The sequence below is a fragment of the Candidatus Pelagibacter sp. HIMB1709 genome (assembly GCF_052047635.1).
GTDB lineage: Bacteria > Pseudomonadota > Alphaproteobacteria > Pelagibacterales > Pelagibacteraceae > Pelagibacter.
In genome coordinates, this window is sequence record NZ_JBNAJW010000001.1 from 1,088,124 (window position 1) to 1,101,280 (window position 13,157).

Consider the following 13,157-nt stretch of genomic DNA (forward strand, 5'->3'; position numbering starts at 1 on the left):
TTTTATATATGATATAAAGTGATTCATGGAAGCTATATTTTTATTTATTTTAATTCTGTTGCTCGGAGTAGTTTTGGCAATTCTTTACTTAAATTTGAGATCTAAGCCTGAAGATCAAAAAGAAAATAAAGAAGTTGAAGAAATAGCTAATTTAAAATCCGAAATCTCAAGTTTAAAGGATACCTTAAATACAACAATCAATAGCTCACTTGGTGCAATGTCCACTTCATTTAATAATCTATCTACTGGAGTAACAAAAGATATGACAGAGGCTTTAACTAAAGTAGATGAAAAAGTTGGAAATTTTAATCAGCAAGTTCAATTATTAAACCAAAGCCAAGAAGGAATAACTAAGATTTTGGCTGGAGTTAAAAAATATGGAACTCTTGCAGAGTTTAGTTTGGATGCACTGATTAAAGATTTACTACCAGCTTCTCAATTCATGACAAATGTGAAAATGAAAGAAAATACAAGTGAGAATGTAGAATTTGCAATTAAGCTTCAAGGTGATGTTTTAGTTCCAGTTGATAGTCATTTTCCAGTGGAGAAATTTAAGGCAATTACTGATGGTCATGACGCGGAAGACAAAAGGTTAGTTGCTGATGCTAGAGCAAAATTAGCCACTGCATTTAAAGCAAAGGCTAAAAGTGTGAATGAAAAATATATTGTTCCACCAAAAACTACTGATTTTGCAATTGTCTATGCTCCAACAGAAAGTTTATACAAAGAGTTAACTGAATACCAAGATCCAAGTACAAAAGAATTATTAACCCAAGAATTAATGAAAAAATATAAAGTAGTAATCTGTGGCCCTAATACTTTGTCAGCATATTTGCAATCTTTACATATGGGTTTTCAATCATTGAAAGTTCAAAAAGGTGCAACAGAAATTTACAATCATTTAAAAACAATAAGTACAAGATTTTCAAAACACTTTGACAACATAGTTGTTCTTAGAAAAAAATTAGAAGATGCTATGGGTGTAGTAGATAAATTTGGAACAGATGCAAGATCAATTAACAGAACTTTAGAAAGTATTAAAGATCCTGAGCAGGTTGAGAAAGCTGTACAAACTGAAAACGTAGAAAAATTTGTTGAACGTAATAGACAGCTCAAAAATTAATTTCTTTTTTTCCCAATTAACGACTATAAGAAATTACATGCAGTGGAATAATAAATATATTTATCCAAAATCAACAAGATCAATTATTCAAGGATCACGTCATTATTCAGTCAATCAAGAAAATTTGCCTTCGGTAACAACAATTTTAAAAGCGACTGAGTCTGAGGAAAAAAAAGCAAAATTAGAAGAATGGAAAAAAAGAGTTGGATATAAGCAAGCTGAAATTATTTCAAGAGAAGCCACTTCAAGAGGAAGCTCTATGCATGACTATCTTGAAAAATTTTTACTTGGAAAATTAAATTTAGATTTACTTGGAGATAATACTCGCGAAAAAATGATGGCTGATCAAATTATAGAAAATGGTTTAAGAAATAAACTTGATGAAATATGGGGTTGTGAGGCAACTTTATATTATCCAGGAAAATATGCTGGCGCAGCAGATTGCATTGGTGTTTATGAAAATAAAGAAACAATTATAGATTTTAAACAAAGCAATAAACCTAAGAAAGATGAGTGGATAGGTGACTATTATTTGCAATGTGCTGCTTATGCAATGGCACATAATAAAGTTTATGGATCAAATATTACCCAAGCTGCAATACTTTTATGTACAAAAGAAAACATTTTTCAAAGATTTGTAATAGATGGAGAGCGATTTAGAGGTTATCAAATGCAGTTTATGGATAAAGTAGAGCAATTTTACTCACAGAGGTTAGCAAATTGAATTACGTAATTTGGGATATTGAAACAGATTCTGCCCAATTGGATTGGGCAACTATGATTGAAGTTGGAGCAATACTTTTAGATGAAAACTTTAATGAAAAAGAGCGTTTTTCATATAGATGCAGGATGCCTCAAGATCGAGTTCCATCAGCAACCGCATTATGTATTAACAAATCAAATGTAGATTTAATTTCCAAAGGTAATTTAAGCCACTACCAAATGATTTCTCAACTTGAAAAAAAATTTAAAGAATGGTCACCAGCTACATTTATGGGTTTCTCAAGCATTGGTTTCGATGATGAGATTTTAAGACGCGAGTTTTTTAAATCTTTAAGAAAACCATATTTAACTAACACAGATGGTAACTCAAGACATGATGCTTTAAATATGATCAAAGCTGCATTTGCCATAGATGAAAATGTTTTAAAAACTGAATTAAATAATAAAGGCAATAAATCAATGAAGCTAGAGTCTCTTGCAAGATTAAATGGTTTTGACTCAAAAGATGCACATTCTGCATTATTTGATACTGAGTTAACAGTTAAAGTTTTAGGTTTGTTAAAAGATAAGCAACCTGATTTGTGGCACGAATATTTAAAAACTAAAAGTAAGGTTGTGGTTGAGAATTTAATTAAACAAGAAAAAATGTTTACAATAAATGAAAATTTTTTTGGTAAAAATTATTTATTTTTAGTTGCACCATTGCATCCTAATTCATGTATGCACCCAGTTTACAAATGGGGACAAGTGGTAAATTTATCTGCAAATATAGAAGAGCTTCAAAAACTAAACTACCAAGATTTAAAAAGAGAAATGAAAAAATCTCCTCGTTTTTATAAAACCATTAAATCAAACAAAGCTCCTATAATTTTAGATAAAAGCTTAGGTATAAAGGTAGATCCATATAAAAAAATTGGTGAAAATTTGTTAAATAAAAGAGCTGAACTCATGAAAACTAATGAAAAATTTTCCCAGGATATTTGCAATATTCTCAAAGAAGCAGCAGAGGAAAAAATGGAAACAGCTTCCCAAGAAGATATTGAGCCCGAAGAGTCAATATATTCTGGAGGCTTTGTTTCATCTAAAGATGAAGCTTTATTTCCAAAATTTCATAGCGCTGATTGGAAGGAGAAATTTGCTCTATTAGATAAATTTCAAGATGATAGATTAGTAACATTTGGTCATAGTTTAATTTTTAATGAAGCTCCAGAAATTTTGCCAAAAGAAATTTATAAAAAAATTAAAAGAAGAATAGCTTCAAGAATTTTGAGTACTAATAAAGAAAAATGGTGGACTGTTTCTGCATTTTATTCTGAGTGTGATGAGATTAGAGAGAATGAAGATAAGATGTTTTCTTTCAAAAATGTTGATGAAAAATTAAAATTTTTAGATGGAATTAATGATTATGTGATGAATCTCGAGCAAAAATATTCTGATGCTTGATTTAATAAACTAAAAATAATTATTTTTGACCATTGAATAATGAATTGAATATATTATATCTGAAGCATGCTTATAGACTTTAAAGATGAAGATTTTGAAAACAAAATCAAAAATGAAGAGGTATCAGTGATTCAATTTTCTGCTGCTTGGTGTGGTCCTTGTAAGGCTCTTAAACCCGTGATGGATAAGTTATCTGATGAATATAAAGATAAAGCAGGTTTTTACTATGCCGATATAGAAGATGGTGGGATAAACACAGGCAGTGCTGCAGGTATTCGAGGCGTACCCACTGTTATTGTATATAAAAAAGGTGTTGAGGTAGATAGAAAAGTTGGTGGAGTTCCTGAAAGCCACATGAAAGAATTCTTAGATAAAAATATCTAGTTTAAATTCAAAACTTCGCCTGCCAAGTACAATGAACCTGTAATTAGTATAATATCATTTTTCTTGACCGGAATTGACTTGATTGCTTCACTAATACTTTCTTTATATTGAACATTTTTGAAAGAATTAAGCTTATTTTTTAACTCTTTCCCATTTATTGAATTTGGTTGATTTGGAATTTCAATGGTGGTCAAGGTTGAGATATTTTTAAAATAGCTCATATATTCTTTATGATTTTTGTTTGCCATCATTCCTAGAATTATATGCTTATTACAATCTAAACTATTTAAATATTCATTTAAAACTTTTGCTCCTAATGGATTATGAGAACCATCTACAAGTAATATATTATCTCTAACTAATTCTTTTAGCTTTCCTGAATTAATTTCTTGGAGTCTTGCAATACTTTTAATTTTTGTTATCCCACTTTTAATATGATTTTCATTTATATTGAGCTCTTCTAGAGATCTTAAAGTTGCAATAGCATTTGAAATATTATCAAGTTGAAATTGACCTTTTATATTGGGTTGAGGAAGTTTTATTCCACCTTTTTTATCTTCATAATAAACAAAGCCATTTTCATTAAATAAATAATTATAATCATCTCCAAAAAAATATTTTTTTGAATTATTTCTCGATAAAGATTTCTTTATTTCACTTTTAATATAATCCGAACTTTGTTTGGAAACGATAATATTTGAATTTAAAAGTGTTGATGTTTTCTCGAATATAATTTTTTCTATATTTTGCTCATTTTTTGGAAGCCAATCTAGGTGATCTAATCCTATAGAAGTGACAACACTAGCCAAATTTTTCTTAAGAATATTCGTTGCATCAAAACGGTGGAATAATCCTGCTTCAATTAAATTAATATTCTCAGGAGTTTTTGCTGCTTGATAAAAATAAGCTGCAGTAAGTATCTCAAAAAAAGTTATTGGATCATTATTGTTTGCTTCTGCAACATCCTCAAGTAATTTGCTCAAATCTTCATCATTTAATTCGTGATTATTAAATATAAACCTTTCGTTTATTCTTACGATGTGAGGACTGGTATAAATATTACAATTAAAATTAGCTTCTTTTAAAATTGCGAAGAGTGCTCGTATGGTAGAGTATTTTCCATTCGTTCCAACAATAGAAATTGTTTTTAAATTATCTTGTGGATTTCCTAGATTTTTACAAAGATTTTTAATTCTATTGAGAGATAAATCTATTTCTTTAGGATGCAGCTCTTGTAAGTGATTGACTATCTTCTGAAGTTTCATTTTGATCAGAAGATATAACAGAATTCTGTTTTAACAATATTGATAATAAGGTTCCAATTTTTGCTGCAAGGTCTTTTCGTTCAACAATTAAGTCAACAAAACCAGTTTTTTCAACATATTCACTCTTTTGAAATCCTTCCGGAAGTTCTTCTTTTACTGTTCCTTGAATTACTCTTGCGCCTGCAAAAGCTATTAGTGCTCCTGGTTCTGCAATATGTATATCTCCTAACATTGCATAAGAAGCAGTAATCCCTCCAGCAGTAGGATCGGTTATGCATACCAAATATGGAAGACCATTTTTTTTCAATTCGTTTATAGCAAGTGTGGTTCTTGTCATTTGTGATAGTGAGATTAAGCTTTCCATCATTCTCATTCCTCCACCTGCACTTATACAAATGAATGGAGTTTGATTTTCAATAGCATGTTGAATTCCATATAAAAATGCTTCACCTTCCGCAGCCGCCATCGAGGCTCCTAAAAAATCAAAATCTGATGCAACTGCAGTAATTTTAATATTATTTATTGTACCTGAGGCAACCATCATACCACACTCTAATCCAGTTTTTTTACGAGCGATCTTTAATCTATCTTTGTATGATTTAGAATCTGTCCAATTTAATGGATCATCTTTTGGAATTGGTGTTTTGAATACTTCATAATTATTTTTTCCAAACAAAATATCAAATCTTTGTTTTGGTTTAATTCTGTGATGCTTATTACAATCTGGGCAAACCCATAGATTTTTTTCTAAATCTTTTTTAAGAATTGGGCCTCTACAACAAGAAGTCCAATCACTTTTTTCAATATCCTCTTTTGTAGATCTTTCTCTAATAGCAGTTTTAATTTTTTCACCTGCTTTTATTATTTTTGTTATCCAGTTCATTGAATTTTATTTTTTAATCTTCTCACAATATTAGTAACATTTGTGACAGTATTTTGTCTGTTTTTTATTGATTTAGATATTTCCTTACAAATTGCACTTCCAACCACCAAACCATCTGCACTTTTTAAAGATTTTATTGTTTTTTCAGTAATTCCAAATCCAATTACTACATTTTTTGAAGTGTTTTGTTTTTTAATATTTGCATATCTTTCCAAAATTTTTTTAGGTGAAACTTTTAATTTCCCACCTGTGGTTGATAGCATACTTATATAATAAACCATATCATGTGAATCTTTTATGATTTTTTTTAATCTTGATTGTGAAGTTGTTGGAGATACTAGTTGTATAAAGTTAACACCATTTTTTTTGCACTTTGAGGCAAAACTCTTATTTTCTGGGTAGGGTAAATCTACAACAATTAATCCATCTACATTTGACTTTTTACATTTGTTAATAAATTTATTTTCATTGTACTGAAAAATCATATTGTAATATCCCATTAATATAATTGGAGTATTTTTTTTTAATTTTTTAAAATCTTTTGCGATTTCAAATACATCATTAATTTTGATTCCGTTTTTAATAGCCCGATAGGCACTAGTTTGTATTTGTCCACCGTCAGCTATAGGTGTGTTATGCGGAAATCCTAATTCACATATGTCAGCATAATTTGATATAGAATTGAGAATCTCTAGAGATTTTTTTTTAGTATTATCTCCTGCAACAGTATACGTTAGTAAAGCAGGCCTATTTTCTTTTTTTGCATTTAAAAAGGCTTTGTTAAGTAATGAGCTCATTAATGTTTCCCTAACCTTTCCCTTAAAATATCCCTATCTTTTTTTGCATCACCACATGAGTTGACAATTATAATTGTGTCTTTACTTAACTTTGGCGCAATTTTTATTGCTTCAGCAAAAGCATGGCTTGGTTCTAGACTTGGATTTAATTTTTCAAATTTTGTGACCATTACATGAGCGTCTAATGCTTCCTCGTCTGTAGCATAAGTATATCTTGCTCTTTTCGTATCTTTTAAAAAACAATGAATTGGACTTACACCTGGATAATCTAATCCAGCACTTATAGACTCTGTGTCATTTATTTGTCCTTCATTATTTTGACATACATATGAAGCAGCACCATGTAAAATTCCAACTTTTGCATTTCTACTTAGAGGAGCAGCATGAAGTTTTGATTTTTTAGGGCCTCCGGCTTCAACACCTATTAATTCAATTTGCTTCTTATTAAAATCTATGAACTCACTCCAAAAACCATAAGCAGAACTTCCACCTCCAACACAATTAATTAGTTTAATTTTATTTGGGATTTTTTTGAATTCTTTTTTAATCTGTGATTTTAATTCTCTTGAAATTTGTGCAGTAGACCAACCACATATTTTAACAAATATATTTGGCCCAACTGTACTTCCTACACACATATGAGTATTGTCGCAATTTGACACCCAATATCTCATACATTCACTTACAGCATCTACTAAAGTTTGGCTTCCGGAATAAACAGGAACTATTTCTGCTCCATTTTTTCTCATAGCATCACAGTTTGGTTTTTGTCTTTTAATATCTTTTGCACCCATAAAAATTTTACATTTGAGACCAAATTTTTTAGCTGCCATACTCAACATCTTTCCTGCGTAGCCAGCTCCAGTATCGCCTACAATATATTTTTTACCCATAGCTTTACAAATAAGTGCATGTACAGTTGCATTATAAATTTTGTGAGCTCCACCATTTGCCTCTGACACTACTTTTGCCCAAATTTGAGCTCCACCTAAATGATTAGATAAATTTTCTAATTTTACAAAAGAAGTTGGTGAGCCAATGTAGTTTTGAAAATAGTAATCTCTTTTTTTAAGAAATTCTTTATTATTTCTTAGTTTTTTAAATTCTCTAGTTAAGTCCTCTACAGGTTTTTTTAAAGTTTCAGGAATAAAACTTCCTCCAAATTTTCCTCCCCAAAACCCTTTTTGGTCATGTTGATCAATTAATGGAACACCTTTTTTAAGTTTCATTTTTAATTTCGTTCACTTTATTTAAAAAAAATTCTAATTTGGATAAGTCTTTTAATCCAGATGTTTCTACACCTCCAGATAAATCGATAAAATTTGCTAAATTTTTGAAATTTTTTAGATCATCATTGAATTGAATATTTCCAGCTATCATTAATTCCTTATTTAAATTGATATTTTTAAGCAAGTCATGATTAAAAGACTGACTTTTCTCATAGCCTTTACTATCAAATAGGTAAATATCAGTTACATCAGAATATAATTTATAATCAATTAAATCAGACTCTGTTTTGATTGTAAAAGCTGTAATAATTTTTTTTTGATATTTTTGTTTTATTTCTCTTATCTCCTCTGGCAGGCAATCATATATTTGATAGTAATCAAAAGGTAAGTTTTTAATTTTTTCCAAAATTTTAGTATCAGGCTTTACTAGAACAGCAACATAGAAACTCTTTTTAGAATTTATACTTACAAGTTTTTTTAAATTTTGATATTCAACATACCTTGGACTCTTTGGATAGTTACAAATAAATCCAATAAACTTAGGTGGGTGGGGATGATTAATTAGAAAATTAAGAGTATTAGGATCTGAAATCCCACAGATTTTGCATCCTTGGATCATCAGTTTAAATGATCAATTAGTCTTTTAACATTATTTTTAATATTACCCTTTGTAAGTGATCTACCAATTACAACTCCTGAAACTTTATTTTTGAATGCATTCTTTGGTGTCATTACTCTTGCTTGATCATTTAAATTATCACCTGGCATTCTTATACCAGGCGTTATGATTAAAAAGTTTTTATATTTTTTTCTAATCATTTTTGCTTCTTGCGCTGAACAAACAATTCCATCACAGCCTGATTTTTTTATAATACTTGCTTGTTTTAAAACAAGTTGATCAACTGTTTTGGTATGACCAATTTCCTTTAAAGATTTGTTGTTAAGACTAGTCAATATAGTAACTCCTAGTACTTTCAAATTTTTATTAATTTGTTTAGTCTTATTTTTAATTGCTTTTAGCATTTCAAGACCACCGTTTGCATGAACTGTAATATATTTACAATTTTTTAAATCTTTTAAACTATCAACCGCAGAAAGAGCTGTTTGTGGTATATCGTTAATTTTTAAATCTAACCAAAAATCTGATTTATATTTTTCCAAAAATTTTCTTCCATTTTTAGAATAAAAAAACTGCAATCCAAATTTTGGAACAATTTTTAATTTTTTTGTATTAATATTTTTAAGGATTTGATTTATTTGATTTAAATTTGAAGTATCACAAGCAACAAATATAGTTTTATTCCTCATTATTAATCTTTTTAAACATTTCTTTGCTCATTTTCCATGATATTACTTTTTTTTCAGGAACTGCAACTTTTTCCCCAGTTTTTGGATTTCTTCTGATTGAAGCTTTTTGAGTTTTAACTCTAAAGGTTCCAAAATTTCTTAATTCAACCCCATCTCCTCTTCGAAGAGCTCTTTTTATTTCATTTAAAATTATATTAGTAAATTTTTCTAGGTCTTTTTTTAAGAAATTTGGGTAGTTATTTGAAAGTTGTTTTAAAAGCTTTGATTTTACAATAGCCAATTTAAATCTTCTTCAATTATTCTTTCTCTTCTTCTTTTTTCTTCAGATCTTCAGATAATGATGAAAAAGGCAAGTTTTTACCAGAACCTTCAGATCCATATTTTTCAAGAGCTTCTTTTTTCTCAATTTCTTCAAGCAATCTAATACTTAATGTTACTTTTCTTTTGTTTAGGTCTAAATCTGCTATTGCACAGTCTAATTTCTCACCACCTGTCCATCTGCTTGGCCTAGCGTCTGCAGCATTAATTGCTATCGCAGATTTTTTAATTTGGAAATCCATTTCACAGCCTTCTGGTCTCACAATCAGACCTTTGTTATCAGTTGAAACAACCTTAACAGTTATTGTTTGATTTTTTGCTTTATCTTTAAACCAGTCAAACGGATCTGGTTGTGTTTGTCTTAGACCAACTCTAATTTTTTGTTCAGAAGATTTAATTTCTAAAACTTTAACTTGAAGTTTATCGCCTTTTTTATACTTGGCTAATTCTTCTTCGCCATTATTTAAATACGTCAAATCATTACAATGTAAAAAAGCATCAATATCTAAATCCTCTATTTTGACAAACAATGAGTATTCGTTTTTATTCACAACCTCACCTTCAACAATGCTATCGATAGGATATTTCTTCTCAAATGTCTCAAATGGATTTTCTTGGGTTAGTCTATGTGAAATAGCAACTCGTCTTTTATCTTTATCAATTTCAGTAATCACACAATCTATTTCATCTCCAACTTTAAACATTTTTTTTGCTGAAATATTCTTCTTAGTCCAGCTTAGTTCACTAGAATGAAGTAAAGTTGTTAAACCTGGTTCTAGTTCACAGAAAGCACCGAAGTCCATTAATTTTACAACCTTGACTTTATAGATTTTGTTTAACTCATAATTTTCAATATGCTCAAAAGGGTCAGGAGACAATTGTTTTACTGAACATCCAACTTGTAATTTTTCTTTATCAACACTAATTACTTTTAAGTCATGTTTCTCACCTATATTGAAAACTTCATCTGGATGGTTTACTCTTGAATAAGAAATTTCTTGTAAGTGAACTAGTACATCTAATTCACCATTAACATTAAAGAAGCAGCCAAAAGAGCTATATCCTTTTACTTCTGCACCCTTAATAATGTCACCAACTTTATATTTCTCAACTATTTTTGCTTTATCTTCTTTCTTAAACGATGAAATTATTTCTCTTCTTGAGACACACGCATTACCTCTTACTTTATCAAGTTTAATTAGAGCAAATTTTTGTGGTTCATTCATTAAATGACTTATATCTTTTAAAGGCTTATCACTGATCTGTGAGCCAGGTAAAAACATCAATGAACCTGTATCTATGTGTTCAACTATACATCCTCCTTTGCACTTAGATGTAATTTTTCCCATGATAGGCTCATTTTTTTCATATGCTTCTACTAATTTATCCCAACCTTTGATTTTTTGGGCTTTACTAGCTGAAACTAAAATTTCACCATGCTTATCTTCAATTTTTTCAAGTAGCACAGGAATTGTTTCTCCAATTTTGATTTTCTCAGAAAGTCCCATGCTCTTTAATTCATTAATATCAAGAACTGGTTCTGATTTTAAACCTTCAACAAATAAAAATACAAATTTCTCTGTAATTTTATTTATTTTTCCTTCAATGATTTTACCTTCTTCTATTTGAACTTTTGAAAGTTGACTGCTTAGTAATTTTTCGAATTCTTGAGATGCTGGATTTGATAAGTCTTTATAAATTTCCATTAAATATTAATTTTCCTGTCTATTATTTTTTTTATTTTTAAAAAACATGACCTTTTATTAAGGTTTGTCGTATTAATCAATAGTGAATCTTTTGTTTTCTTTAAAGGAGATATTTTTCTATTTAAATCACTTTTATCACGTTTTTTAATGCTTTTTAAGACATCTTTATATGTTATTTTTTTCTTTAACCCTTTTAATTCTTTATATCTTCTTAATGCTCTAGTTTTTACATTTGCAGTTATATAAAATTTAAAGTCAGCATCAGGAATAATATTGTATGTAATATCCCTTCCATCTAAGCAAGAACCTTTATATTTTTTAGGTGGGTTATATGCAAAATTAATTTGAAAAGAATGGACCATTTTTCTTATTGATTTAATTTTAGAAATTATGGAAGCTTCAGTTCCAACTTCATCAGACAGTAAATTATTGTCTGAGAGATCTTTTATTTTTAATGACTTAATTTTTGATTTTATAAATTTATTATTAAATTTTTTTGGGTATTTAATTTTTAGATAAGCAATAAATCTATAAATTTTTCCAGTATCAAGATAAAATAGATTATAATGTTTTGAAATAGCTTTTGCTAAAGTTCCAGCACCTGCTGCAGCAGGTGAGTCAATAGCAATTTTTAAAATATTTTTTCTTTTAATCATTTTTTTAAATCCTCAATAATTTTTATAAAATTAGGAAACGATGTGTTGATTGAATCTTTATCGTGAATAGTCCATTTTCCACCAAAACTTAACGCTGCAATCAAACTTGTCATAAAAACTCTATGATCTTTTAAATAATTTTTAATTGTAATTTTTTTGTCAAAATCTAAATTTAGATCAGGGTTGCCATAGATTTTAATAGAGTCGTTTGTTGTAATTGTTTTTACTCCTAAATTGGATAAAATTTTATCAGCCCATTTTAACCTTGGGCTTTCTTTTTGATTTAATTCACCAAGATTACTAAAATATGAAACACCTTTCGCTTTGGCAGCAACTAAAAATATAACTAAAAATTCATCAATCGCACCACTATTTAATTCAGGAGGGCAATTAATCGCCTTTATATTTTTTGCACTCACTACTTTTATGTCAGCCTTTTTCTCACCCTTATAAGTTTTTTGATTTTTAAAAATTATTCTCACTCCCATTTTTTTTAAAATAGTTATTATACCGATCCTAGATGGATTTATATTTACATTTCTAATAACTAATTCTGAATTATTAGAGAGCGCAGTTAGGACAATGAAAAATGCACTAGAACTAATATCCGATGGAATATCATAATTTAAAGAATTAATTTTTTTTACTTTTTCAATTTTAATTTCATCAAAATTTTTATTATTTTTAATACTTATTGGTAATTTCAAATGTTTACATAATAGTTCAGTATGGTTTCTTGATTTTTTCGCTTTAATTGTTGTTGTTCCATCAGTTCTCATTGCTGCAAAAATAATTGAACTTTTGCACTGAGCTGATCCTTTGTTTTCATTATATTTAATTGGTTTTAGCTTTGATGATCCATAGATCTTTAACGGTAAAAAATTATTGCTCCTTAATTTAAATTTAGCTCCAAACTTGCTTAAAGGATCTGATACTCTTTTAAAATCTCTTTTTGATAAACTTTTGTCTCCAATTAAATTTATTGGCTCTGGAGAATTTACTAACAGTCCAAGAATAAGTCTTCCAAGAGTACCTGAATTTTGAGCATCTATTGTGAGGTTTTTTTTATATTTATAGCCATCAATTCCTTTTCCATAAATTTTACATTCTTTTTTTTTTATAATTACTTTAATTCCCAATTTTTTTACTGCCTCTATTGCAGCCAATACATCTTCAGACATTAAAAGATTTTTTGCTTTTGATGTTCCTTTTGCTAACGAGGAAAAAAGTACCCATCTAATACTTAAGCTTTTATCACCAGGAACTGTTATAATTTTTTTAAATTTTTTAATTTTATGATTTACAGAAATTATTTTTGACAT

At 28.8% G+C, this 13,157-nt stretch carries 14 protein-coding genes; 4 read left to right on the forward strand and 10 right to left on the reverse strand.

Annotation, left to right across the window (positions count from 1 at the left end):
* Nucleotides 1–25 precede the first annotated feature (25 nt).
* The 4 genes from ACTTAR_RS05905 (at nucleotide 26) to ACTTAR_RS05920 (ending at nucleotide 3,673) form a co-directional block, all read left to right on the forward strand.
* Nucleotides 26–1,123, forward strand: a complete 1,098-nt coding sequence (locus tag ACTTAR_RS05905; RefSeq protein ID WP_440697955.1) for a DNA recombination protein RmuC — start codon at nucleotides 26–28, stop codon at nucleotides 1,121–1,123.
* 37 nt (nucleotides 1,124–1,160) lie between these two features.
* The gene (locus ACTTAR_RS05910; RefSeq protein ID WP_440697956.1) at nucleotides 1,161–1,847 is read left to right on the forward strand and encodes a hypothetical protein; all 687 of its coding nucleotides are present in this window, start codon (nucleotides 1,161–1,163) and stop codon (nucleotides 1,845–1,847) included.
* Nucleotides 1,844–3,289: an exonuclease domain-containing protein gene (locus ACTTAR_RS05915; RefSeq protein WP_440697957.1), complete on the forward strand. Its 1,446-nt coding sequence runs from the start codon at nucleotides 1,844–1,846 to the stop codon at nucleotides 3,287–3,289. The genes ACTTAR_RS05910 and ACTTAR_RS05915 overlap by 4 nt, the downstream gene beginning before the upstream one ends.
* 66 nt (nucleotides 3,290–3,355) lie before the next feature.
* Nucleotides 3,356–3,673, forward strand: a complete 318-nt coding sequence (locus ACTTAR_RS05920) for a thioredoxin family protein (RefSeq protein WP_440681252.1) — start codon at nucleotides 3,356–3,358, stop codon at nucleotides 3,671–3,673.
* On the opposite strand, the gene ACTTAR_RS05925 is transcribed toward ACTTAR_RS05920, so the two are convergent.
* Genes ACTTAR_RS05925 through aroA form a run of 10 tightly spaced genes read right to left on the reverse strand, consistent with a single transcriptional unit; the run spans nucleotide 3,670 to nucleotide 13,157 of the window.
* Nucleotides 3,670–4,938 carry a bifunctional folylpolyglutamate synthase/dihydrofolate synthase gene (locus ACTTAR_RS05925; RefSeq protein WP_440697958.1) on the reverse strand — a complete coding sequence of 423 codons (1,269 nt, stop codon included), beginning with the start codon at nucleotides 4,936–4,938 and terminating at the stop codon, nucleotides 3,670–3,672. The two genes, ACTTAR_RS05920 and ACTTAR_RS05925, sit on opposite strands and share 4 nt — an antisense overlap.
* Nucleotides 4,892–5,821, reverse strand: a complete 930-nt coding sequence (locus ACTTAR_RS05930; protein ID WP_440681250.1) for an acetyl-CoA carboxylase carboxyltransferase subunit beta — start codon at nucleotides 5,819–5,821, stop codon at nucleotides 4,892–4,894. The genes ACTTAR_RS05925 and ACTTAR_RS05930 overlap by 47 nt, the downstream gene beginning before the upstream one ends.
* Nucleotides 5,818–6,618: a tryptophan synthase subunit alpha gene (gene trpA, locus ACTTAR_RS05935; protein ID WP_440681249.1), complete on the reverse strand. Its 801-nt coding sequence runs from the start codon at nucleotides 6,616–6,618 to the stop codon at nucleotides 5,818–5,820. The genes ACTTAR_RS05930 and trpA overlap by 4 nt, the downstream gene beginning before the upstream one ends.
* Entirely contained in the window at nucleotides 6,618–7,847 is a 1,230-nt protein-coding gene (gene trpB, locus ACTTAR_RS05940; protein ID WP_440697959.1) for a tryptophan synthase subunit beta, read from the reverse strand. The genes trpA and trpB overlap by 1 nt, the downstream gene beginning before the upstream one ends.
* On the reverse strand, nucleotides 7,837–8,466 hold the full coding sequence (locus ACTTAR_RS05945) for a phosphoribosylanthranilate isomerase (RefSeq protein ID WP_440697960.1): 630 nt from the start codon (nucleotides 8,464–8,466) through the stop codon (nucleotides 7,837–7,839). The genes trpB and ACTTAR_RS05945 overlap by 11 nt, the downstream gene beginning before the upstream one ends.
* A complete protein-coding gene (gene pyrF / locus ACTTAR_RS05950; RefSeq protein ID WP_440697961.1) occupies nucleotides 8,466–9,155 on the reverse strand; it encodes an orotidine-5'-phosphate decarboxylase in 690 nt (229 codons plus the stop codon). The genes ACTTAR_RS05945 and pyrF overlap by 1 nt, the downstream gene beginning before the upstream one ends.
* Nucleotides 9,145–9,435, reverse strand: a complete 291-nt coding sequence (locus ACTTAR_RS05955; protein WP_440681245.1) for an HU family DNA-binding protein — start codon at nucleotides 9,433–9,435, stop codon at nucleotides 9,145–9,147. The genes pyrF and ACTTAR_RS05955 overlap by 11 nt, the downstream gene beginning before the upstream one ends.
* Nucleotides 9,436–9,451: 16 nt before the next feature.
* Nucleotides 9,452–11,179 carry a S1 RNA-binding domain-containing protein gene (locus tag ACTTAR_RS05960; RefSeq protein WP_440681244.1) on the reverse strand — a complete coding sequence of 576 codons (1,728 nt, stop codon included), beginning with the start codon at nucleotides 11,177–11,179 and terminating at the stop codon, nucleotides 9,452–9,454.
* Nucleotides 11,179–11,835, reverse strand: a complete 657-nt coding sequence (gene cmk / locus ACTTAR_RS05965; protein ID WP_440681243.1) for a (d)CMP kinase — start codon at nucleotides 11,833–11,835, stop codon at nucleotides 11,179–11,181. The genes ACTTAR_RS05960 and cmk overlap by 1 nt, the downstream gene beginning before the upstream one ends.
* Nucleotides 11,832–13,157: a 3-phosphoshikimate 1-carboxyvinyltransferase gene (gene aroA, locus ACTTAR_RS05970; RefSeq protein ID WP_440697962.1), complete on the reverse strand. Its 1,326-nt coding sequence runs from the start codon at nucleotides 13,155–13,157 to the stop codon at nucleotides 11,832–11,834. The genes cmk and aroA overlap by 4 nt, the downstream gene beginning before the upstream one ends.

Excerpts from the sequence above, each read along its gene's own strand:
- ACTTAR_RS05905 (WP_440697955.1), top strand. The coding sequence starts at position 26 with ATGGAAGCTATATTTTTATTTATTTTAATTCTGTTGCTCGGAGTAGTT.
- ACTTAR_RS05910 (WP_440697956.1), top strand. The coding sequence starts at position 1,161 with ATGCAGTGGAATAATAAATATATTTATCCAAAATCAACAAGATCAATT.
- ACTTAR_RS05920 (WP_440681252.1), top strand. The coding sequence starts at position 3,356 with ATGCTTATAGACTTTAAAGATGAAGATTTTGAAAACAAAATCAAAAAT.
- ACTTAR_RS05925 (WP_440697958.1), bottom strand. The coding sequence starts at position 4,938 with ATGAAACTTCAGAAGATAGTCAATCACTTACAAGAGCTGCATCCTAAA.
- ACTTAR_RS05930 (WP_440681250.1), bottom strand. The coding sequence starts at position 5,821 with ATGAACTGGATAACAAAAATAATAAAAGCAGGTGAAAAAATTAAAACT.
- trpA (WP_440681249.1), bottom strand. The coding sequence starts at position 6,618 with ATGAGCTCATTACTTAACAAAGCCTTTTTAAATGCAAAAAAAGAAAAT.
- trpB (WP_440697959.1), bottom strand. The coding sequence starts at position 7,847 with ATGAAACTTAAAAAAGGTGTTCCATTAATTGATCAACATGACCAAAAA.
- ACTTAR_RS05945 (WP_440697960.1), bottom strand. The coding sequence starts at position 8,466 with ATGATCCAAGGATGCAAAATCTGTGGGATTTCAGATCCTAATACTCTT.
- pyrF (WP_440697961.1), bottom strand. The coding sequence starts at position 9,155 with ATGAGGAATAAAACTATATTTGTTGCTTGTGATACTTCAAATTTAAAT.
- ACTTAR_RS05960 (WP_440681244.1), bottom strand. The coding sequence starts at position 11,179 with ATGGAAATTTATAAAGACTTATCAAATCCAGCATCTCAAGAATTCGAA.
- cmk (WP_440681243.1), bottom strand. The coding sequence starts at position 11,835 with ATGATTAAAAGAAAAAATATTTTAAAAATTGCTATTGACTCACCTGCT.
- aroA (WP_440697962.1), bottom strand. The coding sequence starts at position 13,157 with ATGTCAAAAATAATTTCTGTAAATCATAAAATTAAAAAATTTAAAAAA.